This window comes from Streptomyces sp. NPDC050610 (assembly GCF_040654875.1).
Classification (GTDB): domain Bacteria; phylum Actinomycetota; class Actinomycetes; order Streptomycetales; family Streptomycetaceae; genus Streptomyces.
In genome coordinates this window covers 36614-62962 of record NZ_JBFAIV010000022.1, presented here as the reverse complement: position 1 = coordinate 62962, position 26349 = coordinate 36614, and the positions used below count along the sequence as shown (strand labels likewise).

Below are 26349 nucleotides of genomic sequence, written 5' to 3'. Positions count from 1 at the left end.
CCTGTGGCCTGGGGCACCTCATGATCCATGGCCAATCTCCGGAAGGTGGACTGCAACTGATGAGTCAGTGGACCTCGGCGGTGGGCTCCCCGCAGCTCGCGCGCCTCCTCGGATCGCAGCATGCCCGCGCCGCCGGGACACCAGGCGGTCGGCGCGTACCCGCCTACCGCTCGCTCGCCGACGGCGTCCGGCTGCTCATCCTCGAAGGGCGCGTCCCCGTCGCCGCCCGGCTCCCCGCCGAGCGCGAACTGGCCGCCGCCCTCGCCGTCAGCCGCACCACCGTCGCCGCCGCCTACGAGGCCCTGCGCGGCGAGGGGTTCCTCGAATCCCGCCGCGGCGCGGGGAGCTGGACCTCCGTGCCCGCCGGGAAGCCGCTGCCCACCCGCGGCCTCGACCCGCTGCCCCCGGAGACCGCCGCCTCCGTCATCGACCTCGGCTGCGCGGCCCTGCCCGCCCCCGAACCCTGGCTCACCCGGGCCTTCCAGGGCGCCCTCGAAGAACTGCCGCCCTACGCCCACACCCACGGCGACTTCCCGGCCGGCCTCCCCGTGCTGCGCGAGGCCATCGCCGACCGCTACACCGCCCGCGGCATACCGACCATGCCCGAGCAGATCATGGTCACCACCGGCGCCATGGGCGCCGTCGCCGCCATCTGCCGGCTCATCGCGGGCCATGGCGAGCGCGTCGCCGTCGAGTCGCCCTCGTACGCCAACGTCCTCCAGCTGATGCGCGAGACCGGCGCCCGCCTCGTGCCCGTCGCGATGGCCGACTCCCTCGCGGGCTGGGACATCCCCGCCTGGCGCCAGGTCCTGCGCGACGCCGCGCCCCGGATGGCCTACGTCGTCGCCGACTTCCACAACCCCACCGGGGCGCTCGCCCCCGAAGACCAGCGCCGCCGGCTCGTCGAGGCCGCCCGGTCCGCCGGCACGGTCCTGGTGGCCGACGAGACCATGTCGGAACTGTGTCTGGACCCCGGCATCGAACGGCCCCGCCCCGTCTGCGCCTTCGACCCGGCGGGCAGCGCCGTCATCACCGTCGGCTCCGTCAGCAAGTCGTTCTGGGCCGGGCTGCGCATCGGCTGGGTCCGGGCCGCCCCCGACGTCGTCCGCAGCCTCGTGGCCGCCCGCGCCTACGCCGACCTCGGCACGCCCGTACTCGAACAGCTCGCGGTCACCTGGCTGCTCACCACCGACGGCTGGGACGAGTCCGCCGAACTGCGCCGGGCGCAGGCGCGCGAGAACCGCGACTCGCTCGTCGCCGCGGTCCGCCGCCACCTGCCCGACTGGGAGTTCACCGTCCCGCACGGCGGCCTCACCCTGTGGACCCGCACCGGCGGCCTGTCCGGCTCGCGCATCGCCGAGGCGGGGGAGCGGCTCGGCGTGCGCGTGCCCTCCGGGCCCCGCTTCGGCGTCGACGGCGCCTTCGAGGGGTTCGTACGGCTGCCGTTCACCGTCGCGGGGCCGGTCGCCGAGGAGGCCGCGGTCCGGCTCGCCGCCGCGGCCCGCCTCGTGGCGACCGGGGCGACGGCCGAGGCCCCGTGCAGCTACGTCGCCTGAACGCGCGCCGCTACGTCGCTTGAACGGGTAGCTACGTCGCCTGAACGGGCAGCGGCCCGTCGCCGTCCGGGCACGCCTCGACGGCGGGCGCCGCGTCTGCCCCCGCCGTGCGCCGGGGCAGCAGCTCCAGTACGGCCGCACGCTGCGCCTCGCCCTCCTCCTCGTCGTACGGGTCGGGCGTGGCCGGCACCTGGAGCCGGTGGACAGGACCGGCGCCGAGCCGGGCGTAACCGCGGCCGGGCGGCACCTCGCGGGCGGGCGTCGTGTGCGGCGGCACGCCGAGCGCCGTCCGCACCTGGTCCACCGTGACCCGGCCGAGTACGACCCGGGCGCGGGTGTGGGCGCGGACCGGGGCGCAGAGCGTGTCCACCGCGTCGAACTGCTCGGCCACCGCGACCGTGACGTTGGCCGTGCGCCCGTGCCGCAGCGGTACGTGCAGCAGGTTCTGCGGCTCGCTCCGGCCGTCGGCCGCCGCGAGGTGGCTCAGTACGCTCGGCCGGTCCACGATGATCCACAGCGGTCGGCGCGCGTCCTGCGGCACCGGCCTGCCCAACTGGCGGGCCCGGTTGGCGGCGATCAGCCGCCGCTCCGTCTCGTGCGCGGCCCACTCCAGCGTGGCGAGGGCGCCCGCCAGGCCGGACTCGACGGCCAGTACGCCTTCCCGGCCGGACAGGCACGCGTACTCGCCCGCGCCGCTGCCGTCGATCACCAACGCGTCGCCGTGGGGCAGGGCCTGGAGCACGAGGGAGCGCAGCAGCGTCGTCGTGCCGCTGCCGGGCTGGCCCAGCGCCAGCAGATGCGGCTCCGTGGAGCGCGCCCCGGTGCGCCACACGACCGGGGGCGCGTCGCGCGTCTCCTCGCCGTCGGCGACCGGCAGGGTCCGCGGCACGCCGGAGGGGTCGGTGAAACCGAGCACGGTCTCACCCGGCGCGGTCACGAACCGCTGGGCGCGGATGCCGGTGGGCAGCGCCGGAAGGACGCTGAGCCGCAGCCTGTTGCCCTCCTCGTCCCAGTCGAAGAGGTACTCCCGGCCCCGGCCGGACTTGGCGTGCAGCAACTGCTCGATCCTGGCGCGGGATTCGGCCTCGCCGTCGAGGAAGTAGGCCGGATAGCGCAGCTGGAGGCCTACCAGCCGCCCGTCGTCGTCGAATTCGTACTCGCCGAACGCCTCCTCCCAGTCACCGCCGTGGGTGTAGAGCGGGTTGGGGTCCTCCGCCGCCGAGAAGTACGGCACGAGGGCGTCGTACAGCGCTTGCAGCCGCTCTGCCTCGGCCTCGCCCGGCCCGGTGTCCGCGGGGGTGCGGTCGCGCCCGGTCCACGCCGCGGCCGCCATCAGCACGACCAGGGCGAGCAGCGGCCCGTACGGCATCAGCGCGAGCGCGAATACGCAGCCGGCCAGTCCGAACAGCGCGGGGCCGCGCCGTTCCTTGGGGGTCGCCGCCCATCTGCGCCGCCCGGCGGCGGCCAGGCCGCGCAGGCCCCGCACGATGACGATCAGCGGGTACAGCACGTCGGTCGCGCTGTCGGCGGCCGTGCGCGCGTACTCGCGGCCGCGGACGATCGGAGCGCTGGCGGTCAGGATGCGGGGGAGCGGTCGCCGGCCCACGTCGGTCTCCAGTTGGTCGTGATGCGGTTACGGGCGGCTCGGCGCGGGCCCCCGGAGGCTTCGGCCGCGGTCCGCGGGGAGGGGCGCTAGAACTTGAGCCCGCCCAGCAGGCTGGCGAGGCTGGCGCCGCCGGCCTTGATGCTGGGAGCGATCGCGGTGCCCGCGAGGTAGAAGCCGAAGAGCGCGCAGACGAGGGCGTGGGACGCCTTGAGGCCATCCTTGCGGAAGAAGAGGAACACGATGACACCGAGCAGCACAACGCCCGAGATGGTCAGGATCATGGGGTTTCTCCTGGGTGGTGGGGGACGGTCACCATGAGTTCCTCCAGCCTCACAGAAGGTTCCTATGTGGCAAAAGGGGCGAATGGGTGATTCATCATCAAAGTCATCCCAATGGCTGCTGTGGAGCGTCGGTCAGGGCGCCAGGGGCACCGAAAGGCGGCCCGCGCCCGCGCGCCGCGGCGATCCTTGCCGAGCCCGCCGTCTCCCATGCGGCGGCGGCCCGGAACGCTCATGAATCACCCGTACGGGCGCGGCCCGGCGCTCCCGCACACGGCGAAGGACGGCGGGCCGGAGAGCCGCACCCGTGGAACCGGACTCCCGCCGGGCCCCCGGCCGTAGGGTGGGACGGAGCCCATGCCAAGGCGCAGCAGCCGGAGGATGACCAGAGATGAGCGAACAGCCCCCAGCAACCGAGCCCGCCCACGACCCCGAGGTGCTCCAACTCGCGGCGAAGGTCTTCGACCTGGCCCGGCACGGCGACACCGACACGCTCGCGGCCTACGTGGACGCCGGGGTCCCGGTGAACCTCACCAACGACTCAGGTGACTCCCTCATCATGCTCGCGGCCTACCACGGTCACCCCGGGACCGTGGCGGCCCTCCTGCACCGCTCCGCCGACCCCGACAGGCCCAACGACCGCGGCCAGACCCCCCTGGCCGGGGCCGTCTTCAAGGGCGAGGCCGAAGTCGTCCGGCTGCTCGTCGAGGGCGGCGCGGACCCGTCGGCCGGATCGCCTTCGGCCGTCGAAGCGGCGAAGGTCTTCGAACGGAGCGACTTCCTCGCCCTGTTCGAAGACCATTGAGCCTCGGCTGTCGGCCGGGGCCGGGGATCACCCCAGCCCCGGCCTGTCTCACCGCGCCGCCCCGAGGTTCAGGAACCGCCGTGCGTTGCCGCCGAGGATGGCGGCCTTCGCGTCGGCGTCGAGGAACTCGGCGCGCTGGACCACCGACCCGGCCGGACGCTCGCCCAGCGGGTACGGATAGTCGCTGCCCACCATCACCTGACCGCTGCCCAGCGTGTCCACCAGCAGCCGCAGCGGCTCCGGCGCGAACACCACCGAGTCCACGCTGAACCGGTCGAGGTAGTGCGACGGGGGGAACTGCGAGGTGGCGATGACGTCGCTCCGCCCGTGCCAGGCGTTCTCCATCCGGCCCAGCCAGAACGCGAACGACCCGCCGCCGTGCGCGAAGCACACCCGGAGCGTGTCCGGGACCTTGTCGAAGACGCCGCCGAGGATCATCGCGAGGATCGACAGATGGGTCTCGGCGGGCATCCCGGTCAGCCACTGCGCCATCCAGCGGTCCAGGCGCGGCGAGTTCGCCATGTCCCAGGGGTGGATGAAGACCGGGGCGCCGACCTCCGCGCAGTGCTGGAGGAACATCACCACACCCGCGGAGTCCAGATCCTGGTCGCCGACGTGGTTGCCGATCTCGACGCCCACATGGCCGGCCGCCAGGCACCGGTCGAGTTCGCGGCAGGCCGCCTCCGGGTCCTGGAGCGGCACCTGGGCGAACGGCAGCAGCCGGTCGGGCGCCGGGGAGCAGATGTCCAGGGCCAGGTCGTTGAAGATGCGGGAGACCTTCAGCGCCTCGGGGCCGGGGCGGCCGTAGGAGAAGAAGACCGGGGTGGGGGAGACCACTTGGAGGTCGATCCCGTCGGCGGCCATGTCCGCCAGCCGCACCTCGGCGTCCCAGCAGTCGGAGCCGATCCGGCGGAACTCCTTCGAGCCCACCATGATCATGGCGTCCCGCTCGCTCTCGATCCGCAGCGAGGGCCAGTCCGTGCCGCCCGCTTCGGCCCCGAGATCGGGCCAGCCGCGCGGCACGTAGTGGGTGTGGATGTCGATGACGCTCATCGGGTCAGCCCCTGCCCGGGTGGTACGTCCCGCATGCGCGGCAGGTGCGCTTGTCCTGGCTCTCGTAGAACCGGGTGAAGACCGGCGGCAGGTCCTTGACGATGTCCCGGACCTGCAACTCCACCTCGTGCACCAGCTCCAGGCAGTTCGGGCAGTACCACTGGAACTTCTCCAGCACGCCCTCCTCGCGGATGCGCTCCATGACGATGCCGATCGAGCCCGGCTCGGGGCGCTGCGGCGAGTGCGGGATCTCGCGCGGCAGCATCCACATCTCGCCCTCGCGGATGTCGACGCGCTCGATCCCCGCATCGGTACGCAGGTTGACGTGGATATCGCCCTTGACCTGGTAGAACCACTCTTCGTAGGGGTCTACATGGAAGTCGGTGCGCTCGTTCGGCCCGCCGACGACCTGCACGATGAAGTCGCCCATGGGCTCCCACACCTGCCGGTTGTTGACCGGGGGCTTGAGCAGGTGCTCGTGCTCCTCGATCCAGCGCGGGAAATTGATGACGGGCGGAATGGAGCTCATCGTCCCTCCTCGGGGCGGCGGCCGCGGCTGAGGTGCGCGATCGCCTGGATCTCGATCAGCAGGTGCGGATGGGGCAGTTGGTGCACGGCGACGGTCGTCCGGGTCGGGCCGTGCTCGTCGAAGTACTCCGCGTAGACCTCGTTGTAGCCCGCGAAGTCGTTCATGTTGACCAGATAACAGGTCACCTGGGCGAGGTCGGAGAGGTCCGCGCCGACCGCGGCCAGCACATCGCGGATGTTCTCGATCACCGCGCGCGTCTGCTGCTTGATGTCGAGCCGCGTCGCGCCCATCTCGTCGGCCTCGGCGCCCACGATCGAGTTGTCGGGCAGCCGGCTGCTCGTACCGGACACGAAGACCAGGTCGCCGACGACCTTGACGTGCGGGAACTTCCCCCGCGGCGTGGCCTTGCCGGCCACCACCAGCGACTCAGACATCCGCGTCACCGCTCACCCGAAGGCCGACGCTGCCCAGACCCGTCACGGTGGCCTCCACGAACCGGCCGGGCTTCAGCGGCACCGCCGCCGTCGCCGCACCGGCCAGGATCACCGTGCCCGCGGGCATGGTCAGCCCATACGTACGCGCCATGCGCTGCGCGGCGTGCACGGCGCGCAGCGGGTGCCCCAGGATCGCCGCGGTGGAGCCGGTCTCGGCGACCTCGCCGTCCACGTCGAGAGTCACGCCCCGGTTGGCGAGGTCGCCCGCCTGCCCGTACGCGGTCCAGGGGCCGACGACGTACGCGGCCGCGGAGGTGTTGTCCGCCACCACGTCCTCCAGGGTGAAGCGGAAGTCGCGGTACCGGGAGTCGATGACCTCCAGCGCGGGCGCGACCGCCTCGACGACGGTCTCCGCGTCGAGCGTCTCGTCCTGGGGGTCCACCTCGACGCCGAGCCGGAAGGCGACCTCGGGCTCGATACGGGGGTGGCAGTAGCGGGAGAAGTCCAGCTCGCCGCCGTCCGTGATCCGCATCCCGTGCGTGATCCGGCCGGCGATGACGTCGTCCACGCCCATCTGCTGCGCCTTGGCGCGGCTGGTGAACCCCAGCTTGACGCCGGAGAGGGAGTCGCCGCGGGCGCACCGCAGGGCGACCAGCTCGCGCTGGACCTCGTACGCGTCCTCCAGCGAGAACTTGTGCTCGGAGGTGAGTTGCGCGATCGGGACCGCGGCCTCGGCGGCGGCGTCCAGGAGCATGGCGAGCTCGGCGATGTCGGTGGCGCTGGTCATGAGGGGTCTCCCGCCGGGACGGTCGCGGACTTGGCGCGGGCCAGGTCGAGCGCGACGTCGATGATCATGTCTTCCTGCCCGCCGACCATGTGGCGCCGGCCGAGTTCGAGCAGGATCTCCCGCGTGTCGAGCCCGTACCGCTCGGCGGCGCGCTCGGCGTGCAGCAGGAAGCTGGAGTAGACCCCCGCGTAACCGAGCGTCAGGGTCTCCCGGTCGACGCGCACCGGCCGCTTCTGGAGCGGACGGATGAGGTCGTCGGCCGCGTCCTGGAGGGCGAACACATCGCAGCCGTGCTTCCAGCCCATGAGGTTGGCGACGGCGACGAACGCCTCTATGGGGCAGTTGCCGGCGCCCGCGCCCTGCCCGGCGAGCGAGGCGTCCACCCGGGAGACGCCGTTCTCGACGGCCACGACGCTGTTGGCGACGCTGAGCGAGAGGTTCTCGTGGGCGTGGATGCCGATCTGCGTGGCGTCGTCGAGCACCTCGCGGTACGCCCGTACCCGCTCGGCCGTGTCCGTCATCGTCAGCCGGCCGCCGGAGTCGGTGACGTAGACGCAGTGCGCCCCGTAGGACTCCATCAGCTTCGCCTGGGCGGCGAGCGCGGACGGCGGGCTGAGGTGGCTCATCATCAGGAAGCCCGCGACGTCCATGCCGTTCTCGCGCGCCCAGCCGATGTGCTGCGCGGCGACGTCGGCCTCGGTGCAGTGAGTGGCCACCCGGACGCTGGTGACGCCGAGGGAGTGGGCGCGCTTGAGGTCGTCCACGGTCCCGATGCCGGGGATCAGGAGCGTGGTGAGCCTGGCGTTCTTGACGACCGAGGCGGCCGCGGAGATCCACTCGTCGTCGGTGTGGGAGCCGTGCCCGTAGGTGACGCTGTGGCCGGAGAGCCCGTCGCCGTGCGAGACCTCGATCGCGTCGACGCCCGCGGCGTCGAGCGCCCCGGCGATGGCAGTGACCTGGTCGGTGGTGTAGCGGTGGCCCACGGCGTGCATGCCGTCGCGCAGGGTGACGTCCTGCACGTACACCTCGTGGGGGGCGGGGGTCGTCATACGGTGATCGCTCCTCGGCGCAGTTCGACCAGTCGTTCCGCGGTGCGCAGTGCGGCCGACGTCATGATGTCGAGGTTCCCGGCGTAGTCCGGCAGGTAGTGCCCGGCCCCGGTCACCTCCAGGAAGACCGACACCTTGGTGCCGCGGAACGCCCGGCCGAGCACCGGCAGGTGCGCCTCGTCGACCGGGTCGAACTGGACGTCCTGCTTGAGCCGGTAGCCCGGTACGTACTCGTTCACCTGGGCCGCCATCGCGGCCACCGAGGCGCTGATCGCCGCCTCGTCGGGGTCGGCGTCCTCGATCAGGCAGAAGACGGTGTCCCGCATGACCCGCGGCGGCTCGGCCGGGTTCATCACGATGATCGCCTTGCCCCGCTCGGCCCCGCCGACCCGCTCGATCGCGGCCGCCGTGGTCTCGGTGAACTCGTCGATGTTGGCCCGGGTGCCGGGCCCCGCGGACTTCGAGGCGATCGACGCCACGATCTCCGCGTACGCCACCGGCGCGACCCGCGAGACCGCCGCGACGATCGGCACGGTGGCCTGGCCGCCGCAGGTGACCATGTTGACGTTGGTCGCGTCCGGGTTGGCGTCGAGGTTGACGGGCGGCACGACGTACGGGCCGATGGCCGCGGGCGTCATGTCGACCATCAGCTTGCCGTGCTCGCGCACCAGGGCGTCGTTACGGGCGTGGGCGCCGGCCGAGGTCGCGTCGAAGACCACCTCGACGTCCTCGAACTCGGCCATCTTCAGCAGCCCGTCCACGCCCTCGTGCGTCGTCGCGACGCCCATCCGGCGGGCGCGCGCCAGGCCGTCGGAGTCCGGGTCGATGCCGACCATGACAGCGAGGTGCAGCTGTGACGACAGCCGCTTGATCTTGAACATCAGGTCGGTGCCGATATTGCCCGAACCGATGATCGCGACGGGGACCGTCATGGGCGTGTTCCTTCCTCGGAGGAGCCCGTACCGGCCGCGGATCGGGCGGGTACGGAGAAGACGGCGTGCACCGCGCCCAGGCCGTCCAGCCGGGCACGGTAGCTGCCGGGGCCGCGCACGGGGACCATCGGGCCGAGCGCACCGGAGAGGATCACCTCGCCGGCGCGCAGCGGGTGGCCGTGCCGGGCGACGGCGCGGGCGAGCCAGGCGACGGCCGCGGCGGGCGATCCCAGGCAGGCCGCCCCGGAGCCGACCGAGACGACGTCGCCGCGGTGTTCGAGCACCATGCCGGTGGCCGGCAGATCGACCGCGTCCACCCGGCGCGGCGTCGAGCCCAGCACGAGGGCGCCGCTGGAGGCGTTGTCGGCGATGGTGTCGGTGATCTTGATGTCCCAGCGCGCGATCCGCGAATCGACGATCTCCAGCGCGGGGAGCACGAACTCCGTCGCGCGCAGCACGTCTGCCACGTGCGCCGTCGGCGAGTCGAGATCGGCGCCGAGCACGAACGCCACCTCGGCCTCGACGCGCGGCTGCAGGAAGCGGTCCAGCGGGATCGGCTCGCGGTCCGCGTAGACCATGTCGTCCAGCAGCACCCCGAAGTCGGGGGAGAAGACCCCGAACTGGGACTGCACGGCCTTCGAGGTCAGCCCGATCTTGCGGCCGACCCGGCGGGCCCCGGCGGCGACCCGCGCCTCGATGCCGGCGGCCTGTACGGCGTACGCGGCGTCCTGGTCCGTATCGCCGAGCAGATCCCGTACGGGCGTACACGGCCGTCCGGAGGCCTGGGCGGCGCGCAGCCGCTCCACGGCGCGGGCGGTGTCGGCGGCGCTCACAGCTGCACGCAGACGTTGGTGGGCTGGGTGTAGAAGTGCAGCGAGTGCGTGCCGCCCTCGCGGCCGACCCCGGACAGGCCCGAGCCGCCGAACGGGGAGCGCAGATCGCGCAGATACCACGTGTTCACCCAGGACATGCCGACCCGCATCCGCTGGGCGACGCGGTGGCCGCGCTCCAGGTTCGAGGTCCACACGCACGAGGCGAGGCCGTAGTCCGTGTCGTTGGCGAGTGCCACGGCCTCCTCCTCGGTGTCGAAGGGGACGAGGGCGGCGACGGGGCCGAAGACCTCCTCCCGCAGGGTCCGCGCCGAGTTGTCGAGCCCGGTCCACAGGGTCGGCTCGATCCAGGCGCCCGCGTCCAGCTCACCGCCCATGGCCGGAATCCCGCCGCCGGTCAGCTCCGTGGCGCCCTCCTCCCGCGCGAGCGCGGCATAGGAGAGCACCTTCTCGCGGTGCGCCTGGGAGATCAGCGGACCCGTGGTCGTCGCGGGGTCCCCGGGGCGGCCGAGCCTGAGCGCCTTGGCGCGCTCCGTCAGCCCCGCGGCCACGTCGTCGAAGACCTCCCGCTGGATGTACACCCGCTCCGTGCACAGGCAGACCTGGCCGGTGTTGGTGAACACCGAACGGGCCAGTCCGTCGACCGTGCGCTCCAGGTCGGCGTCGGCGAAGACCACGGCCGCGTTCTTGCCGCCCAGCTCGAAGGAGACCGGCCGCACCAGCGGGGCCACGGCGCGCATGATCGCCGATCCCGTCTTGGACTCCCCGGTGAAGGTGACGCCGTCGATGCCCGGGTGGGTGGTGAGGAACTCGCCCGCCGAATCCGGCCCGAAGCCGTGCACCACGTTGTAGACCCCGTCGGGCACGCCCGCCTCGGCCATCACCTCGCCCAGCAGCGTCGCCGTCGCCGGGGTCTCCTCCGACGGCTTGACGACCACGGCGTTGCCGCAGGCCAGCGCCGGGGCCACCTTCCAGGTGAGCAGCAGCAGCGGCAGGTTCCAGGGGACGATGACGGCGACCACGCCGAGCGGCCCGCGCACGGCGTAGTTCAGGGCCCGCCCTCCGTCGGCCGTCTCGGTGAGGAACGAGTCGAGTCCGGTCGCCGAGACGGTGTCCGCGAAGGACCGGAAATTGGCGTGCGCGCGGGCCACGTCGAGCGTGCGGGCCATCGCCTCCGGCTTGCCCGTGTCGGCGACCTCGGCCGCGACGAAGTCGTCGAACCGGGCCTCGATCCGGTCCGCCACCCGGCGCAGCAGCCGTGCCCGGTCCGCCACGGACATCCGGCCCCAGCCGCCGTCAAGGGCGCGACGGGCCGCCTTGACGGCCTCGTCGACGGTCTCCCGGCCCGCCTCGTGCACCTGGGAGACCAGGGAGCCGTCGACCGGGCTCACCTTGTCGAAGGTGCGCACGCCGGACACGTACGAGCCATTGATGAAGTTGTGTACGGACGGGGCGGACGGGGTCCTCGCTGGGGCATTCGCTGCTGAGCTCGACATGCCCCGAGCCTAGAAACGAGCCCCCATGCTCCACTAATGCTCTTTGGGTCTTCACCCATGCCCATACGGGCATACCATCAGGTCATGACGGTCGACCGACTCCTGGACGGGCGGCTCAAGCTGCGCCATCTGACCTTGGTGGCGGCCATCGCCGACCAGGGCAGCATCATGCGGGCCGCCGAGACGCTGCACATCACCCAGCCCGTCGTCACCCGGGGACTGCACGAGCTGGAGGCGATCCTCGGCGTACCGCTCTTCGACCGCGGCCCGCGCGGCGTGACCCCGACGATCTACGGCGAGTCCTTCATCGAGCACGCCTACGCCATGCTGGCCCAGCTGCGCCAGGCCGGCCGCCAGATCGAGCTGCTCGCCCAGGGCGAGATCGGCTCGGTGACCGTCGGCACCCACCTGGCGGGCTCGAACCTGCTGCTGCCCCGCGCCATCGCGGCCCTCAAGGCCGAACACCCGCGCCTGACGGTCGTCGTACGGGAAGCGACCCCCGACGTGCTGCACACCGCCCTGCTCGCCGGGGAAGTCGACCTGACGGTGGGCCGGCTGACCTCCGCCACCCCGCCGCCGCGGCTGACGCAGGAACAGCTCTACCTCGAACCGATCCAGCTCGTCGCGCGCGTCGGACACCCGGTGCACGAACGGGCCGAAACCTCGCTGGAACAACTCCTCGGCTACCCCTGGGTCTTCCCCGTCGAGCAGACCGCGCTACGGGCCGAACTGGAAGAGTCCTTCCTCTACCAGGGCGTGCCGATCCCCGACAACCGCATCGAGTGCACGTCCATCCTCACCCTGCGGCAACTGCTCGTGTCCACCGATGTCATCGCGGCCCTGCCCATGCTGATCGCCGAGCACGACGACAAACTGGCCTTCATCGAGACGCCGCTGAAGTCCATCCGCCGCAGCGTGGGCGTGCTGCGACCGGCCGACCGGCCCTGCTCACCGGCGGCCCGTGCGCTGCTGGAGCACTTGCGGCGGGAGGCGCACGGGCTGCGGGTCGAGGAGCCTTGACCGGTGGTTCTGTCGGACGGCCGGCTGCGGCCCGGGTACGGCTGGGTCAGTCGGCGAGGTCCGCCAGCGCCACGACCTTGTCGATACGGACGCGGACCAGCAATTCGCCGGGGACGCCGTTGCGCGCGCCGAACTCCTCCCCCCGCTCCTCGCCCATGTAACGGGCCCCGATGCGCGTCGCCCAGGCCCGTACCTCCGCGAGATCGTCGATCAGCTCCGCGCGGCCCTGGAGCGTGACGAAGGAGAACGGCGGCCGGTCGTCGTCCACGCAGACCGAGATCCGGCTGTCGCGTGCCAGATTGCGGCCCTTGACCGTGTCCGCGCCGGTGTTGAAGACCAGATCGTCACCGTCCAGCAGAAACCAGACCGGGGCGATGTGCGGACTGCCGTCGGCCCGTACGGTCGATACCTTCGCGGTGCGGGTCGATTCCGAGAGGAACGCCTGCCATTGATCCTTGCTCATTTTCGCTGCCATGTACCCATCCTGTGACAGCCCCTGTACAGAGGCGCGCAGGCGGGCCTGGCGGGTTGCCCGGACGGCGTAGGTGAGCAAGGCTGGCACGGCAGTTACGGGGGAACAACGGGGAGCCTCGGGGAGCCACGGGATCCATGGGAACCACGGAGATATCCGGGGCGACTGGAATAACGGGGGCGACGGGGATATCGGGGACAACGGGGAACATTCGCACGGGGAGGCGGGTATGGCACTGCGCAAGGGACTCGACTGGTTGCTGGACGACCTGACCAGTCGGATAGAGGAGATACGGCACGCGCTGGTCCTGTCCAACGACGGGCTGGTGACGGGGGCGAGTTCGGACCTGGCGAGGGAGGACGCCGAGCACTTGGCGGCCGTCTCCGCCGGACTGCACAGTCTTGCGAAAGGCTCCGGCAACCACTTCCAGGCGGGCCGGGTGCGACAGACGATGGTCGAATTCGACGACGGGATGCTGTTCGTCACGGCGGCGGGGGACGGGAGCTGCCTGTGCGTGTTCAGCGGCGCGGAGGCGGACGTCGGGCAGGTCGCGTACGAGATGACGCTGCTCGTGAACCGGGTCGGGGAGCACTTGAGCGTGGAGGCGCGCAAGCAGGGCGGGGCTGCTGGTTCGTAGCCCGGCCCAGCGCCTGGCCCTTGGGCCCGGGGGACCGTGAGTTGACTTGACGCTTCTGACCAGGCATTTACGAGGTTATCCACAGGGAGAGACGGACTGTCGGCGCTCGCGGTACATTCGTCACTGTCAGTGATCGAAGCGTGCGGGGGAGGGCGTCATGGCAGTGCGGGAACGCGAGGCCGTACAGGGCGAGAAGCAGAGTGTGCCGCTCGGCGCGGCGGCGAGGGAATTGCGGCTCAAACCGAGGGAGTTCGAGCTGGCGGTGCGGCTGGGAGCGGTACGGACCCTCCCGGCGGCTCCGGCGGCTCCGGCGGCCCCGCAGGGCAAGTGGCGGGTGGCGCGCGAGGAGATCGAGCGGCACACGGCGGAGGCCGGGTTCCCGGAGGTGCTGCGCGCCCGGGTATGGACGCTCGGCACCACGGAGGGGGCGGCGCTGATGGGCATCAGCGCCTCTCGCTTCGGCCGCCTCGCGCGTGCCGGCCGTTTCGACCCGGTGAGCTTCTACGTGAACCGCTACCGCGCCGTGGTCTGGCTCTATCTCGCGGCGGAACTCGCCGAGTTCGCCGACCGTGAGCCGGACCTGCTGACCGGCCGTGTCCCGCTCGCCATGCGGGAGGAGCTCGACGGCGGAGCGGACCGGCGAGCGCGCGGGTGGCGCCATCGACGGCGCGAAGAACTGACCGAACAGACCGAGGACCCCTGGGCGCGGGCGGCGGCCACGGCAGCGCTGCTCGACTCCGACCAGCTCTCCGAGGCCGTACCCGACCCGTACGAGCACTCCCATCTGCGCACGCTGCGCCCCGCCCTCTCGCCGGTGCGCACGGACGCGGCAGCGGCCCGAGACGTGATCGAGAAACTGACCGTCGCCGACGACCCGGACGAGATCGCCTGGCTCCGCTTCCGGCTCACTGTCCAACTGGAGGAGGCGAGGGACGCACGGCCTGCGCCGCGTCCGGAGGAGCGGTCGGAGGCGAGGCCGGAACCGGAGCCGGATCCGCCGCGGGAGCCGGAGCGGTGGCCTCGGATGGAACGGGTGCCGGGGCCGCGGCCAGATCCGGAACCGGAGCTTCAGGCCCGGTCGCCTCAGCAGGGGCGTTGCTCCGATCCAGGGGAGCAACCTGACCCGGAGCGTCGGCTCGAACCCAGGTGCCGGGCTCAGCGGCACGAAACCGCGGTCCGGAGGGAACCCGCGCCGACGGCTCGGCACGGACTGTGGGCGCGGCTGCGCGGACGCAAACACCGTGGTCCCGGCCGGAGCGATCGGGGCGGCGGCGGACGCGGCGCACGGGTAGGCCAGGGCAAGCCGGCCCGTACGACGCATACCTCCTAGGCACGGTAGACCGGGCGGACCGTCCCTAGGAGCGGCCCGCGATGTCGGCCCCCGCGCTGCCGGTCTTCGCGTCGGCATCCGTCGTGCCGTCCGGCGCTGGTGCCACCGCGCGGAAGAGCCCTTCCTGCATCACCGACACGAGGAGCCTGCCCTCGCGGTCGAAGATCTGGCCGCGGGCCAGCCCTCGGCCGCCCGTCGCGATGGGCGACTCCTGCTGGTAGAGGAACCACTCATCGGCCCGGAAGGGGTGATGGAACCACATGGCGTGGTCGAGGCTGGCCATATCGAAGCCGCGCGGGCCCCACAGCGGCTCGATCGGGATGCGCACCGCGTCGAGGAGCGTCATATCGCTGGCATAGGTCAGAGCGCAGGTGTGAACCAGGGGGTCGTCGCCGAGCGGCCCCACCGCGCGCATCCACACCGCGCTGCGCGGCTCGGCGCCCTGAAGCTCCTGGGGCGTCCAGCGCAGCCGGTCCACGTACCGGATGTCGAAGGCCTGGCGGCGCTCCATGCGCTGCAAGGTGTTGGGCAGTTCGCCGAGGTGAGAGCGGATCTCCGCGGTGAGCGTCGGCAGATCCTCCGGGCCGGGCACCTCCGGCATCGGCGCCTGATGTTCGAAGCCCGGTTCGGGCCGATGGAAGGAGGCAGTCAAGTTGAAGATCGTCCGACCCTGCTGGACCGCCACCACCCGGCGGGTGGTGAAGGACCGCCCGTCCCTGACCCGCTCCACCTGGTACACGATCGGCACCCCCGGACGGCCGGGGCGCAGAAAGTACGCGTGCAGAGAGTGCACCGGGCGCAGCCCGTCGGTGGTGCGGCCGGCCGCCACCAGCGCCTGCCCGGCCACCTGCCCGCCGAAGACCCGCTGCAGCGACTCGTCGGGGCTGCGGCCGCGGAAGATGTCCTGCTCGATGCGTTCCAGGTCGAGCAGGCCGACGAGCCGGTCGGCGGGCGTGGTCATCGGTGGTGCTCCTCTGCTGGTCGGGCACGCCTGGTGGGCGGCGACTGGGAGACTACAGCTGGCCGACGTCCATGACCCGCACCACCGCACGCCCCTCCTCGTCGGAGGCGGCGAGATCCACCTCGGCCGAGATGCCCCAGTCGTGGTCGCCGTTCGGGTCGGCGAAGGTCTGCCGCACCCGCCACAGCCGGTCCTCGGGCCGCTCCTCGATCTGCAGCAGCTTCGGACCGCGCGCGTCCGGGCCGGTGCCCAGATCCTCGTACTCGTCCCAGTAGGCGTCCATCGCCTCGCCCCACCGGTCCGCGTCCCATCCGGCGTCGGCGTCCATCTCGCCGAGCTCCTCCACCTTGTCGAGCGCGGCGAGCTCGACACGGCGGAACATGGCGTTGCGCACCAGCACCCGGAAGGCGCGGCCGTTCGCCGTGACCGGCTTGACCTGGTCGGCGCGAGCCTGGGCCTCCTCGGCCGTCTCGTCCTCCGGGTTGGCGAGCTGTTCCCACTCGTCGAGGAGGCTGGAGTCGACCTGCCGCACCATCTCGCCGAGCCAGGCGATGAGGTCCTGGAAGTCGTCGGACTTCAGGTCGTCCGGGACGGTGTGGTCCAACGCCTTGTACGAACTGGCGAGGTAGCGCAGCACGATGCCCTCGGTGCGCGCGAGATCGTAGTGGGCGGTGAACTCCGTGAACGTCATGGCCCGCTCGTACATGTCGCGGATGACGGACTTCGGCGACAGCGGGTGGTCGCCGACCCACGGGTGGCTCTTGCGGTAGACCCCGTAGGCGTGGAAGAGCAGCTCCTCCAGCGGCTTGGGGTACGTCACGTCCTGGAGCCGCTCCATGCGGTCCTCGTACTCGACGCCGTCCGCCTTCATCAGCGCGATCGCCTCGCCACGGGCCTTGTTCTGCTGCGCCGCGAGGATCTGCCGCGGGTCGTCGAGGGTGGACTCGACGACGGAGACCATGTCCAGGGCGTACGAGGGGGACTCGGGGTCCAGGAGCTCGAAGGCCGCGAGCGCGAAGGTGGACAGCGGCTGGTTGAGCGCGAAGTTCTGCTGGAGGTCGACCGTCAGCCGGACGATCCGGCCCTCCGCGTCGGGCTCGTCGAGCTGCTCGACGACCCCGCCGTCGAGCAGCGAGCGGTAGATGGCGATGGCCCGCCGGATGTCCCGCAGCTGGTTCTTGCGCGGTTCGTGGTTGTCCTCCAGCAGGTGGCGCATGGCCTCGAAGGCGTTGCCGGGCCGGGCGATGACCGACAGGAGCATCGCGTGCGTGACACGGAAACGGGAGGTCAGCGGCTCGGGCTCGGAGGCGATGAGCTTCTCGAAGGTGTTCTCGCCCCAGTTGACGAAGCCCTCGGGGGCCTTCTTGCGGACCACCTTGCGGCGCTTCTTCGGGTCGTCGCCCGCCTTGGCGAGCGCCTTCTCGTTCTCCACGACATGCTCGGGCGCCTGCGCCACGACGAACCCCGCCGTGTCGAAGCCCGCCCGCCCGGCCCGCCCGGCGATCTGGTGGAACTCCCGCGCCCGCAGCGTCCGTACGCGCTGGCCGTCGTATTTGGTCAGCGCCGTGAACAGCACCGTGCGGATCGGCACGTTGACGCCGACGCCGAGCGTGTCCGTACCGCAGATGACCTTCAGCAGCCCGGCCTGCGCCAGCCGCTCGACCAGCCGCCGGTACTTGGGCAGCATCCCCGCGTGGTGCACGCCGATGCCGTGCCGGACGTAGCGGGAGAGGTTCCGGCCGAACTTGGTGGTGAACCGGAAATTGCCGATCAGCTTGGCGATCTCGTCCTTCTCCGCGCGCGTGCACATGTTGATGCTCATCAGCGCCTGCGCCCGCTCCACGGCCGCGGCCTGGGTGAAGTGCACGATGTAGACGGGCGCCTGGTGGGTCTCCAGCAGCTCGGTGAGCGTCTCCGTCAACGGCGTCGTGCGGTATTCGTAGCTGAGCGGCACCGGACGGGTCGCCGACCGCACGACCGCGGTGGGGCGGCCGGTGCGGCGGGTCAGGTCCTCCTCGAACCGCTTCATGTCGCCGAGCGTCGCCGACATGAGCACGAACTGCGCATGCGGGAGTTCCAGCAGCGGAATCTGCCAGGCCCAGCCCCGGTCGGGCTCCGCGTAGAAGTGGAACTCGTCCATCACGACCTGGCCGATGTCGGCGTCCTTGCCGTCCCGCAGCGCGATCGAGGCGAGCACCTCGGCCGTGCAGCAGATGACGGGGGCGTCGGCGTTGACGGAGGCGTCGCCGGTGAGCATGCCGACGTTCTCGGTGCCGAAGAGCTTGCACAGGTCGAAGAACTTCTCCGAGACCAGCGCCTTGATCGGAGCGGTGTAGAAGGTCACCTGGTCGTTGGCGAGCGCGGCGAAGTGCGCGCCGGCCGCGACCAGGCTCTTACCGGAGCCGGTCGGCGTCGACAAGATGACGTTGGCTCCGGAGACCACCTCGATCAGCGCCTCCTCCTGAGCGGGGTACAGCGTGATGCCCCGCTCCTCGGCCCAGCCGGAGAAAGCTTCGAAGAGGGCATCGGGGTCGGCGGTGCTCGGCATCTGATCGATAAGGGTCACGTCCCCATACTGCCTGCCTTGGGGCCGTGCGCGGGAACCGGCTGGTTCTACGGTGATCATCTGACGCTACGCTGTGTCGCCGGCCGGGTGTCACCAATCCGAGGCGCCGGCGACCAAAGGGGTGGGAACGAGCATGATGGGACCGGCGCACTCGCTGTCCGGGGCGGCGGCGTGGCTGGGGGTGGGCGCGGCCATGGCGGGCGCGGGTCACGCGATGCCCTGGCCGGTGCTCGTCGTCGGCGCGCTCATCAGCGCCGGGGCGGCGCTCGCACCCGACCTCGACCACAAGGCGGCGACGATATCGCGGGCCTTCGGCCCGATCTCACGCACCCTGTGCGAGATCGTCGACAAACTCTCGCACGCCGTCTACAAGGCCACCCGGATGCGGGGGGACGCCCGGCGCTCCGGCGGCCACCGCACGCTGACCCACACCTGGCTGTGGGCGGTCCTCATAGGCGCCGGGGCCTCGGCGCTGGCGATGACCGGGGGCCGCTGGGCGGTGCTCGGCATCCTCTTCGTCCACCTGGTGCTGGCCGTCGAGGGACTGCTGTGGCGGATGGCCCGGACCTCCAGCGACGTCCTGGTCTGGCTGCTCGGCGCGACCAGCGCCTGGATGCTCGCCGACATCCTGAACAAACCGGGCAACGGCTCGGACTGGCTGTTCACCGGCCCCGGCCAGGAGTACCTGTGGCTGGGCCTGCCGATCATCCTCGGAGCGCTGGTCCACGACATCGGGGACGCCCTGACCGTCTCCGGCTGCCCGATCCTGTGGCCCGTCCCCATCGGCCGCAAGCGCTGGCACCCGGTAGGGCCCCCGAAGGGCATGCGCTTCCGGGCCGGCAGCTGGGTGGAGCTGAAGGTCCTGACGCCGGTCTTCATGTTCCTCGGCGGTCTCGGCGGGCTGGGCGCGCTCGACTACATCTGACCGCGCCCAGCCCCCTCCCGCCGGCCCCTCTCCTTGAGGCCGTCCGGCGGCTACTGGTGCCAGGAGCGCCACAGGGCCGCGTACGCCCCGTCGGCGGCGACCAGATCGTCATGGCTGCCCAGTTCGCTGATGCGGCCGTCCGCCACGACCGCGATGATGTCCGCGTCGTGCGCGGTGTGCAGGCGGTGGGCGATCGCCACGACCGTGCGGCCCTCCAGTACACGGGCCAGCGACCGCTCCAGGTGCCGGGCCGCTCGGGGGTCGAGGAGCGAGGTCGCCTCGTCGAGGACGAGCGTGTGCGGGTCGGCGAGGACCAGCCGCGCCAGGGCCACCTGCTGGGCCTGCGCCGGGGTGAGCGCGGTGCCGCCCGAGCCCACCTCGGTGTCCAGCTCCTCGCCGAGGGCGCGCACCCAGCCGTCGGCGTCGACCGCGCCGAGGGCCGCCCACAGCTCCGCGTCGCTCGCGCCCGTCCGGGCCAGCAGCAGATTGTCGCGGAGCGAGCCGACGAAGACATGGTGCTCCTGGTTGACCAGCGCGACATGCTCACGCACCCGCTCAGCCGGCATCCGCGCCAGCTCCGCCCCGCCCAGCGTCACCTCGCCCGTCCGCGGCGCGTAGATCCCCGCGATCAGCCGGCCGAGCGTGGACTTGCCCGCCCCGGACGGCCCGACCAGCGCGAGCCGGGTGCCCGGCCGTACATCGAGCGAGACATCGTGCAGTACGTCGTGGCCGGACCGGTAGCCGAAGTGGACCGCGTCGGCGCGGACGTGTCTGCCGTCCGGAGCGACCCGGCCGTCCGCGTCCTCCGGCTCGATCTCCCGGACACCGACCAGCCGGGCCAGCGACACCTGAGCGACCTGGAGCTCGTCGTACCAGCGGAGGATGAGCCCGATGGGGTCGATCAGCATCTGTGCGAGGAGAGCCCCCGTGGTCAGCTGCCCCACCGAGATCCAGCCCCACAGCACGAAGACGCCGCCGCCGATCAGCACGGTGCCGAAGAGCAGCGCGTGCGACAGGTTGATGACCGGGAAGAGCACGGTGCGCAGCCACATCGTGTAGCGCTCCCATTGGGTCCACTGCGCGACGCGTTGGTCGGAGAGGGCCACCCGGCGCTCGCCCAGCCGGTGCGCCTCCACGGTCCGGCCCGCGTCCACCGTCTCGGTCAGCGCCGCGGCGACCGCCGCGTAACCGGCGGCCTCCGAGCGGTAGCCGCGCGGGGCCCGGCGGAAGTACCAGCGCCCGCCGACGAGCAGCAGCGGCAGGGCGACCAGCGCGCACAGCGCGAGAGGCGGCGCGGTCAGGCCCAGCGCGCCGAGCAGCAGCGCCACCCACACCACGCCGATGGCGAGCTGCGGCACGGCCTCGCGCATCGCCTCCGCCAGCCGGTCGATGTCCGTGGTGATCCGGGACAGCAGATCGCCCGTTCCGGCGCGCTCCAGCACGCCCGGCGGCAGGGCCACGGACCGTACGAGGAAGTCCTCGCGCAGGTCCGCCAGCATCTCCTCGCCGAGCACCGAGCCGCGCAGCCGCACCATGTGCGTGAACACGGTCTGCACGGCCAGCGCCACGGCGAACAGCGAGACCGTGCGCCCCAGATGGAGCTCGCTCGCTCCGTCGGACAGGTTCTCCACGAGTCCGCCCAGCAGATACGGGCCGACCATGGAGGCGAGCACGGCGACGGCGTTCACCGCCACCAGCACCACGAAGGCCGTCTGGTGCCTGCGCAGCAGCTCGCCGATGTACGCCCGCACGGTACTGGGCTTGCCGACCGGCAGGGTCGTCGCCGACTCCGGTGCGGCGGGGTCGTGCGCCGGCGGCGCGACGCCGATCATGCGGACTCCTCGATCTGCTCGTTCTCGTTGAGCCGCGTGAGCTCGTCTTCCAGTCCCGCGGCGGACTGCTCGTCGTCGGTCTCGCGGGTGACGACCGCGCGGTACGCGGGGTCGGTGCGCAGCAGTTCCCGGTGGGTGCCCACCGCCGCCGCGTCGCCGTCGTGCACGAACACCACCCGGTCGGCCCGGTCGAGGAGGAGCGGGCTGGAGGAGAACACCACCGTGGTGCGGCCCTCTCGCAGCGAGCGCAGCCCCTCCGCGATCCGCGCCTCGGTGTGCGAGTCGACCGCCGAGGTCGGCTCGTCCAGCACCAGCACCTCCGGGTCGGTCACCAGCGACCGGGCCAGCGCCAGCCGCTGGCGCTGGCCGCCGGAGAGCGAGCGGCCGCGCTCGGTGATACGGGTCCGCATCGGGTCGCCGGAGTCGTCCGCCGAGGCCTGGGCGAGCGCCGCCAGCACGTCACCGCACTGGGCCGCGGCCAGCGCGGCCTCGGCGGGGACGGCCCCCGACGCGGGCACGTCGAGGAGTTCGGCGAGAGTCCCCGACAGCAGCACCGGGTCCTTGTCCTGTACGAGCACGGCGGCGCGGGCCGCGTCCAGCGGCACCTCGTCCAGGGCCACGCCGCCGAGCAGCGCGGAGCCACCTGGCTCGCCGTCCTGCGCGCTGTGCCCGCCGAGCCGTTCCGCGAGCCGTCCGGCGGCGTCCGGGTCGCCGCAGACCACCGCGGTCAACTGCCCGGCCGGGGCCCGCAGACCGCTCGACGGGTCGTACAGATCACCGGTGAGCCGCTCGCCGTCCGGGTCGGGGCCGCCCGTTTCCTGTCCCCGCCCACCCGGGTCGGTGACGCGCTCCAGCGCCAGTACCCGGGCCGCGCGCTGGGCGGACGGCCGGGAGAAGGAGTAGGCCATCGCGATCTCTTCGAACTGCCGCAAAGGGAACAGCAGGAAGGTGACCGTGCCGTAGACCGTGACGAGTTCGCCGACGCTGATGCGCCCGTCCTGGGCGAGCCCGACGCCGTACCAGACCACGCCGATCAGCAGCAGGCCGGGCAGCGCGACCTGCACCGCGGCGATCAGCGCCCACATGCGGGCGCTGCGCACCGCGGCCCGCCGCACCTCCTGGGAAGCGCGGCGGTAGCGGGTCAGGAACAGTTCCTCGCCGCCGATGCCGCGCAGCACGCGGAGCCCGGCGACGGTGTCCGTGGCGAGTTCGGTGGCCCGCCCCGCCTTCTCGCGCTGTTCGTCGGCCCGCCGCGTCGCGCGCGGCAGCAACGGCAGTACGGCCAGCGTCAGTACGGGCACCCCGACCGCCAGCAGCCAGCCGATCTCGGGCTCGTAGATGATCAGCGCCACGCAGACGGCGACGGTGGTGACCAGGGCCGCGGTGAAGCGGGAGAACGCCTCGACGAACCAGCCGATCTTCTCCACGTCGCCCGTGGAGACGGCCACCACCTCGCCCGCCGCGACCTGCCGGGTCAGCGCGGAGCCCAACTGGGCCGCCTTGCGGGCGAGCAGTTGCTGCACCCGTGACGACGCCAGAATCCAATTACTTACGGCTACTCTGTGTAGCATCGTGTCGCCCAGTGTGGTGAGGACGCCGATCAGCGCCATCAGGCCGCCCGCGAGCGCCAGTCGGGCGCCGGAGCGATCGGACACCGCCTGCACGGCGACGCCCACGGCGGTGGGGAAGAGGGCTACGGCGACCATGTGCAGCGTTCCCCAGAGCGCGGCCTTGATCTGGCCGCCCAGTTGGTTGCTGCCCAGCCACAGCAGGAAACGCGGACCGGAGCGGACGTCCGGTCGGCCGGGATCGGTATACGGAAGGTCTTTGATCTGCATGGCATCTCACGGGTAGCGGTGCGCTGGCGGGTGGCCGTGAAAGGTTCGCCGTATTCGCCGTCCGAATTCAACTGGTTATCCGGGGTGAGCGAGACAACGGGCCACCGGACCCGCACCCGGCTGTGCGGGACCGGCGGCCACGACGACCGCGTGCACACCGCCGCGCGGAGGGACCGGCCGAGGGCCGGCAGCGCCGCCGGTGAGACGGAACGGGGCCCGGCCGCGTGGACCGACGGTGTTGGCAAAACCAACAGCGTCACGTGGACCGGCCGGACCCCGCGCCCTCACTCCGCGGGCTTCTGCGAGTCCATCCCCGGCCGCTTGTGCCGCCACAGGCCGCGGGTGAAGTCGGGGAACTCCTGTGGTGCGCCCTTCGCCTTGATGGAGGCGTTGCTCAGCGGAACGGGCGCGGTCCAGGTCGCCGCGTCGTACACGTCGAAGTCCGGGACCAGGCCCAGCCGCAGGGACTGCATCAGCCGGAAGATGAGGATGTAGTCCATGCCGCCGTGCCCGCCGGGCGGATCGGCGTGCTCCTTCCACAGCCAGTGGTCCCACTGGGCGTACTTCCCGAAGTCGCCCCACTGGTCGTCGGTGTGGTCCGGCTCGATGTAGATCCGCTCCGGGTAGTCCTCGAAGAGGCCCTTCGTGCCGCCGAGGCTGTTGACCCGGCTGTAGGGGTGCGGCGTCGAGACGTCGTGCTCCAGCCGGATCACCCGGCCCTTGGCGGTCTGGATGAGGCTGATGGTCCGGTCCGCCTCGATGTACGACTCCTTCCAACTGGGGTCGCCCGGCGGCACATGCTCCTTGCGGTAGGCGGCGAGCCCCAGGGAGGGGGAGCCGACGCTGGTGATCCGCACCGCGCGGTCGCCCCGGTTGACATCCAGGTAGTTGGCGACCGGGCCGAGGCCGTGGGTGGAGTAGATGTCGCCGCGGAGCCGGGTGTGCCACTTCCGCCGCCACCCGTCCTTGTAGTAGACGGGATCGAACAGCAGAGAGCGCAGATCGTGGTTGTACGCGCCCGCGGCGTGCAGCAGATCCCCGAAGAGACCCGCGTGCGCCATGCGCAGCACCCGCATCTCGTTCCTGCCGTAGCAGCAGTTCTCCAACTGCATACAGTGCCGCCGGGCGCTCTCGGAGACGTGCACGAGCTCCCAGAGCTGGTGGAGTTCCATCGCCAGGGGGCACTCCACGCCGACGTGCTTGCCGCTGAGCATCGCCGTGCGGCACATCTCGAAGTGCCAGTCCCAGGGGGTGGCGACGTAGACGAAGTCCACGTCTCCGCGGTCGCAGAGATTCTCGAAGTCGTCCTCGCCGTTGGTGTAGACGGCCGGTGCGGGCTGGCCCGCGGCGGTCACCTTCGTCGCGGCCCGCGCGGCCTTCTCCTTGACCATGTCGCAGAGGGCGACGACCCGTACCCCCGGCACCGCGAGGAACAGGTCGATCATGCTGCCGCCGCGGTTGCCGAGACCGATGATCCCGACCCGGACCGTGGAGCGGCGCTCGAAGGGCACTCCGATCATGGTGGGGCCCCGCCGCTTCGGCTCGGCGGAGAGGCTCTCGGCGGCGGGAGCGCCCCGTGCCGCGGATCTGCTGTCGGCGGCGGCGTTCTGGGCGCTGAACCCGCCGAGCCCCAGACCGGCGCCGGCGGCGCCCGCTGTCCAGAGCAGGGAGCGACGGCTGGGGCCTGGGTCTTTCCGGTGGTTCTGCGGTGCTGCCTCGTTCATCGACCCTCCAGGGAGTTGACGGTGCGCGGCTTTCGCAGGAACTTCGGTCAGGACCATGGCGGTTGGGGCGTCCGGTGCGCAAGAGGCCCAGGCGATTACGGAGGGCGGACGAGGCGGTTCCGTCGGGCGGGCGGCGGCGATCGGCGGCCCCCGTCGTATCCTCGGCGGTACACCTTGACGTGTTCACCGCCGGACGGCAGTCTCCGTCCCAGAACCCCACGGTGGCCTGGCGCGTGGCTGTCTTCGAGGGCACCCGCCGTGCCCGCACACCGAAGGAGCAGCACGTGTACCTGCGCACCCGCGCCCTCCGCGGCGCCGTGGCCGGGCTGACCGCCGCCGCCTGCCTCGCCGTCATCGCCCCGGACTCCTCGCGGGCCACGCCGCCGGGCGGGAAGACCGTCACCGCCACCCTCTTCGAGTGGAAGTACGACGCGGTGGCCCGCGCCTGCACCGAATCGCTCGGCCCCGCGGGCTACGGCTACGTCGAGGTGTCGCCCGCCTCCGAGCACATCCGGGGCGACCAGTGGTGGACCTCCTACCAGCCCGTCGGCTACCGCGTCGCGGGACGGCTCGGCGACCGGGACGCCTTCGGGAACATGGTCGAAACCTGCCACGCGGCGGGCGTCGAAGTGATCGCCGACGCCGTCGTCAACCACATGTCGGCCGGATCGGGCACCGGCACCGGCGGCACGGAATACACCAAGTACGACTACCCCGGCTACTACCAGGTGCAGGACTTCCACGGCTGCCGCAAGGACATCGACGACTACCGCGACCGCGGAGACGTACAGAACTGCCAGCTCGTCGGCCTCGCCGACCTCGACACCGGCAACGAGTACGTACGCACCACCATCGCCCGCTACCTCGACGACCTGCGCTCACTCGGTGTGGACGGCTTCCGCGTCGACGCCGCCAAACACATCGCCGCAGCCGACCTCGCCGCCATCAGGGGCAAGATGGCCGACCCCGGCTTCTGGGTGTCCGAGGCCATCTACGGCGCGGGCGAGGCCGTACAGCCCGACGAGTACACCGGCATCGGCGACGTCGACGAATTCCGCTACGGCACGCACCTCAAGTCCGCTTTCCGCAGCGGAGACCTGACGAGCCTCCGGCACATCGGCGACGCCAAGTTGAGCAGCGGCAGCGCCCGTACATTCGTCGACAACTGGGACACCGAGCGCAACGGCTCCACCCTCAGCTACAAGGACTCCGCCGCCTACACCCTCGCCAACATCTTCATGCTTGCCTCGCCCTACGGCTCGCCCAACGTCTACTCCGGATACGCCTGGACCGACAGGGATGCGGGCCCGCCCGACGGCGGCGCGGCGCGCTGCGACAACGGCGCCTGGACCTGCACGCACGCCCGGCGGGACATCACCGGGATGGTCGGCTTCCGCAACGCCACAGCCGGCGCCGAGCTCACCGACTGGTGGGACGACGGCCGCGGCGCCATCGCCTTCAGCCGCGGCGACAAGGGCTTCATCGCCATCAACGACGGCGACACCGCCCTCAGCAGGACCTTCGCCACCGGCCTGCCCGCCGGCACGTACCGCGATGTCGTCGCGGCGCGGCCGGGCGACTGCGCGGGCGGCACGGTCACCGTCGGGGACGACGGCAAGGCGACCGTGACGGTGGGCGCGAAGAGCGCGCTCGCCCTGCACATCGGCGCCAGGACGTAGCGGCTATGGG

The 26349-nt window shown here is 71.9% G+C and carries 23 protein-coding genes; 7 read left to right on the top strand and 16 right to left on the bottom strand.

Features of this window, described 5'->3' with window-relative positions:
• Nucleotides 1–59 precede the first annotated feature (59 nt).
• Entirely contained in the window at nt 60–1556 is a 1497-nt protein-coding gene (locus AB0I22_RS25410; RefSeq protein WP_363133202.1) for a PLP-dependent aminotransferase family protein, read from the top strand.
• 31 nt (nt 1557–1587) lie between these two features.
• Here the strand turns inward: AB0I22_RS25410 and AB0I22_RS25405 are convergent, their stop codons facing one another.
• Nucleotides 1588–3162, bottom strand: coding sequence for a hypothetical protein (locus tag AB0I22_RS25405; RefSeq protein ID WP_363133201.1), 1575 nt, complete (start codon nt 3160–3162; stop codon nt 1588–1590).
• Nucleotides 3163–3248: 86 nt separating this feature from the next.
• A complete protein-coding gene (locus AB0I22_RS25400) occupies nt 3249–3443 on the bottom strand; it encodes a hypothetical protein (protein WP_030882634.1) in 195 nt (64 codons plus the stop codon).
• Nucleotides 3444–3831: 388 nt separating this feature from the next.
• On the opposite strand from AB0I22_RS25400, the gene AB0I22_RS25395 reads away from it, so the two are divergent.
• The gene (locus AB0I22_RS25395) at nt 3832–4245 is read left to right on the top strand and encodes an ankyrin repeat domain-containing protein (RefSeq protein WP_363133200.1); all 414 of its coding nucleotides are present in this window, start codon (nt 3832–3834) and stop codon (nt 4243–4245) included.
• A gap of 48 nt (nt 4246–4293) precedes the next feature.
• Here AB0I22_RS25395 and AB0I22_RS25390 read toward each other — a convergent pair whose 3' ends face one another.
• Genes AB0I22_RS25390 through AB0I22_RS25355 form a run of 8 tightly spaced genes read right to left on the bottom strand, consistent with a single transcriptional unit; the run spans nt 4294 to nt 11355 of the window.
• Complete coding sequence (locus AB0I22_RS25390; protein ID WP_363133199.1) at nt 4294–5298, bottom strand: amidohydrolase family protein; 1005 nt, start codon at nt 5296–5298, stop codon at nt 4294–4296.
• Nucleotides 5299–5302: 4 nt separating this feature from the next.
• Entirely contained in the window at nt 5303–5827 is a 525-nt protein-coding gene (locus tag AB0I22_RS25385; RefSeq protein WP_363133198.1) for a 3-hydroxyanthranilate 3,4-dioxygenase, read from the bottom strand.
• Nucleotides 5824–6261: a RidA family protein gene (locus AB0I22_RS25380; RefSeq protein ID WP_363133197.1), complete on the bottom strand. Its 438-nt coding sequence runs from the start codon at nt 6259–6261 to the stop codon at nt 5824–5826. The genes AB0I22_RS25385 and AB0I22_RS25380 overlap by 4 nt, the downstream gene beginning before the upstream one ends.
• Nucleotides 6254–7048, bottom strand: a complete 795-nt coding sequence (locus AB0I22_RS25375) for a fumarylacetoacetate hydrolase family protein (protein ID WP_363133196.1) — start codon at nt 7046–7048, stop codon at nt 6254–6256. The genes AB0I22_RS25380 and AB0I22_RS25375 overlap by 8 nt, the downstream gene beginning before the upstream one ends.
• Nucleotides 7045–8097 (bottom strand): 4-hydroxy-2-oxovalerate aldolase, encoded by a 1053-nt coding sequence (gene dmpG, locus AB0I22_RS25370; RefSeq protein ID WP_363133195.1) that lies wholly within the window; start codon nt 8095–8097, stop codon nt 7045–7047. Before dmpG ends, AB0I22_RS25375 begins: the two co-directional genes overlap by 4 nt.
• Nucleotides 8094–9029, bottom strand: coding sequence for an acetaldehyde dehydrogenase (acetylating) (locus AB0I22_RS25365; RefSeq protein ID WP_363133194.1), 936 nt, complete (start codon nt 9027–9029; stop codon nt 8094–8096). The genes dmpG and AB0I22_RS25365 overlap by 4 nt, the downstream gene beginning before the upstream one ends.
• Nucleotides 9026–9862: a fumarylacetoacetate hydrolase family protein gene (locus AB0I22_RS25360; protein ID WP_363133193.1), complete on the bottom strand. Its 837-nt coding sequence runs from the start codon at nt 9860–9862 to the stop codon at nt 9026–9028. Before AB0I22_RS25360 ends, AB0I22_RS25365 begins: the two co-directional genes overlap by 4 nt.
• The gene (locus AB0I22_RS25355) at nt 9859–11355 is read right to left on the bottom strand and encodes a 2-hydroxymuconic semialdehyde dehydrogenase (RefSeq protein WP_363133192.1); all 1497 of its coding nucleotides are present in this window, start codon (nt 11353–11355) and stop codon (nt 9859–9861) included. Before AB0I22_RS25355 ends, AB0I22_RS25360 begins: the two co-directional genes overlap by 4 nt.
• Nucleotides 11356–11439: 84 nt before the next feature.
• On the opposite strand from AB0I22_RS25355, the gene AB0I22_RS25350 reads away from it, so the two are divergent.
• A complete protein-coding gene (locus tag AB0I22_RS25350) occupies nt 11440–12375 on the top strand; it encodes a LysR substrate-binding domain-containing protein (protein ID WP_363133191.1) in 936 nt (311 codons plus the stop codon).
• 46 nt (nt 12376–12421) lie between these two features.
• Here AB0I22_RS25350 and AB0I22_RS25345 read toward each other — a convergent pair whose 3' ends face one another.
• A complete protein-coding gene (locus tag AB0I22_RS25345) occupies nt 12422–12850 on the bottom strand; it encodes a PPOX class F420-dependent oxidoreductase (protein ID WP_363133190.1) in 429 nt (142 codons plus the stop codon).
• A gap of 226 nt (nt 12851–13076) precedes the next feature.
• Between AB0I22_RS25345 and AB0I22_RS25340 the strand changes: the two genes are divergently transcribed.
• Together AB0I22_RS25340 and AB0I22_RS25335 are read left to right on the top strand one after the other, a co-directional pair.
• Complete coding sequence (locus AB0I22_RS25340; protein ID WP_363133189.1) at nt 13077–13484, top strand: roadblock/LC7 domain-containing protein; 408 nt, start codon at nt 13077–13079, stop codon at nt 13482–13484.
• A 157-nt stretch (nt 13485–13641) separates the two neighbouring features.
• Complete coding sequence (locus AB0I22_RS25335) at nt 13642–14814, top strand: DUF6397 family protein (RefSeq protein ID WP_363133188.1); 1173 nt, start codon at nt 13642–13644, stop codon at nt 14812–14814.
• A gap of 25 nt (nt 14815–14839) precedes the next feature.
• Here AB0I22_RS25335 and AB0I22_RS25330 read toward each other — a convergent pair whose 3' ends face one another.
• Nucleotides 14840–15775, bottom strand: coding sequence for an acyl-CoA thioesterase II (locus AB0I22_RS25330; protein ID WP_363133187.1), 936 nt, complete (start codon nt 15773–15775; stop codon nt 14840–14842).
• A gap of 52 nt (nt 15776–15827) precedes the next feature.
• Nucleotides 15828–18341 (bottom strand): DUF3516 domain-containing protein, encoded by a 2514-nt coding sequence (locus tag AB0I22_RS25325; RefSeq protein WP_363133186.1) that lies wholly within the window; start codon nt 18339–18341, stop codon nt 15828–15830.
• A gap of 133 nt (nt 18342–18474) precedes the next feature.
• On the opposite strand from AB0I22_RS25325, the gene AB0I22_RS25320 reads away from it, so the two are divergent.
• Entirely contained in the window at nt 18475–19266 is a 792-nt protein-coding gene (locus tag AB0I22_RS25320) for a metal-dependent hydrolase (protein WP_363133185.1), read from the top strand.
• A gap of 50 nt (nt 19267–19316) precedes the next feature.
• Here the strand turns inward: AB0I22_RS25320 and AB0I22_RS25315 are convergent, their stop codons facing one another.
• From AB0I22_RS25315 to AB0I22_RS25305, 3 genes are all read right to left on the bottom strand, one after another.
• Nucleotides 19317–21098, bottom strand: a complete 1782-nt coding sequence (locus AB0I22_RS25315; protein ID WP_363133184.1) for an ABC transporter ATP-binding protein — start codon at nt 21096–21098, stop codon at nt 19317–19319.
• Nucleotides 21095–22936, bottom strand: a complete 1842-nt coding sequence (locus tag AB0I22_RS25310; protein ID WP_363133183.1) for an ABC transporter ATP-binding protein — start codon at nt 22934–22936, stop codon at nt 21095–21097. Before AB0I22_RS25310 ends, AB0I22_RS25315 begins: the two co-directional genes overlap by 4 nt.
• 284 nt (nt 22937–23220) lie before the next feature.
• Nucleotides 23221–24660 carry a Gfo/Idh/MocA family oxidoreductase gene (locus AB0I22_RS25305; protein WP_363133182.1) on the bottom strand — a complete coding sequence of 480 codons (1440 nt, stop codon included), beginning with the start codon at nt 24658–24660 and terminating at the stop codon, nt 23221–23223.
• Between the two features lie 284 nt (nt 24661–24944).
• Here AB0I22_RS25305 and AB0I22_RS25300 point away from each other — a divergent pair, with 284 nt between their 5' ends.
• Entirely contained in the window at nt 24945–26339 is a 1395-nt protein-coding gene (locus AB0I22_RS25300; protein WP_363133181.1) for an alpha-amylase family protein, read from the top strand.
• Nucleotides 26340–26349 lie beyond the last annotated feature (10 nt).

Coding starts and splice junctions, on each gene's coding strand:
- AB0I22_RS25410 (WP_363133202.1), top strand. CDS start 60: ATGAGTCAGTGGACCTCGGCGGTGGGCTCCCCGCAGCTCGCGCGCCTC.
- AB0I22_RS25400 (WP_030882634.1), bottom strand. CDS start 3,443: ATGATCCTGACCATCTCGGGCGTTGTGCTGCTCGGTGTCATCGTGTTC.
- AB0I22_RS25395 (WP_363133200.1), top strand. CDS start 3,832: ATGAGCGAACAGCCCCCAGCAACCGAGCCCGCCCACGACCCCGAGGTG.
- AB0I22_RS25390 (WP_363133199.1), bottom strand. CDS start 5,298: ATGAGCGTCATCGACATCCACACCCACTACGTGCCGCGCGGCTGGCCC.
- AB0I22_RS25385 (WP_363133198.1), bottom strand. CDS start 5,827: ATGAGCTCCATTCCGCCCGTCATCAATTTCCCGCGCTGGATCGAGGAG.
- AB0I22_RS25380 (WP_363133197.1), bottom strand. CDS start 6,261: ATGTCTGAGTCGCTGGTGGTGGCCGGCAAGGCCACGCCGCGGGGGAAG.
- AB0I22_RS25375 (WP_363133196.1), bottom strand. CDS start 7,048: ATGACCAGCGCCACCGACATCGCCGAGCTCGCCATGCTCCTGGACGCC.
- dmpG (WP_363133195.1), bottom strand. CDS start 8,097: ATGACGACCCCCGCCCCCCACGAGGTGTACGTGCAGGACGTCACCCTG.
- AB0I22_RS25365 (WP_363133194.1), bottom strand. CDS start 9,029: ATGACGGTCCCCGTCGCGATCATCGGTTCGGGCAATATCGGCACCGAC.
- AB0I22_RS25355 (WP_363133192.1), bottom strand. CDS start 11,355: ATGTCGAGCTCAGCAGCGAATGCCCCAGCGAGGACCCCGTCCGCCCCG.
- AB0I22_RS25350 (WP_363133191.1), top strand. CDS start 11,440: ATGACGGTCGACCGACTCCTGGACGGGCGGCTCAAGCTGCGCCATCTG.
- AB0I22_RS25345 (WP_363133190.1), bottom strand. CDS start 12,850: ATGGCAGCGAAAATGAGCAAGGATCAATGGCAGGCGTTCCTCTCGGAA.
- AB0I22_RS25340 (WP_363133189.1), top strand. CDS start 13,077: ATGGCACTGCGCAAGGGACTCGACTGGTTGCTGGACGACCTGACCAGT.
- AB0I22_RS25335 (WP_363133188.1), top strand. CDS start 13,642: ATGGCAGTGCGGGAACGCGAGGCCGTACAGGGCGAGAAGCAGAGTGTG.
- AB0I22_RS25330 (WP_363133187.1), bottom strand. CDS start 15,775: ATGACCACGCCCGCCGACCGGCTCGTCGGCCTGCTCGACCTGGAACGC.
- AB0I22_RS25320 (WP_363133185.1), top strand. CDS start 18,475: ATGATGGGACCGGCGCACTCGCTGTCCGGGGCGGCGGCGTGGCTGGGG.
- AB0I22_RS25315 (WP_363133184.1), bottom strand. CDS start 21,098: ATGATCGGCGTCGCGCCGCCGGCGCACGACCCCGCCGCACCGGAGTCG.
- AB0I22_RS25310 (WP_363133183.1), bottom strand. CDS start 22,936: ATGCAGATCAAAGACCTTCCGTATACCGATCCCGGCCGACCGGACGTC.
- AB0I22_RS25305 (WP_363133182.1), bottom strand. CDS start 24,660: ATGAACGAGGCAGCACCGCAGAACCACCGGAAAGACCCAGGCCCCAGC.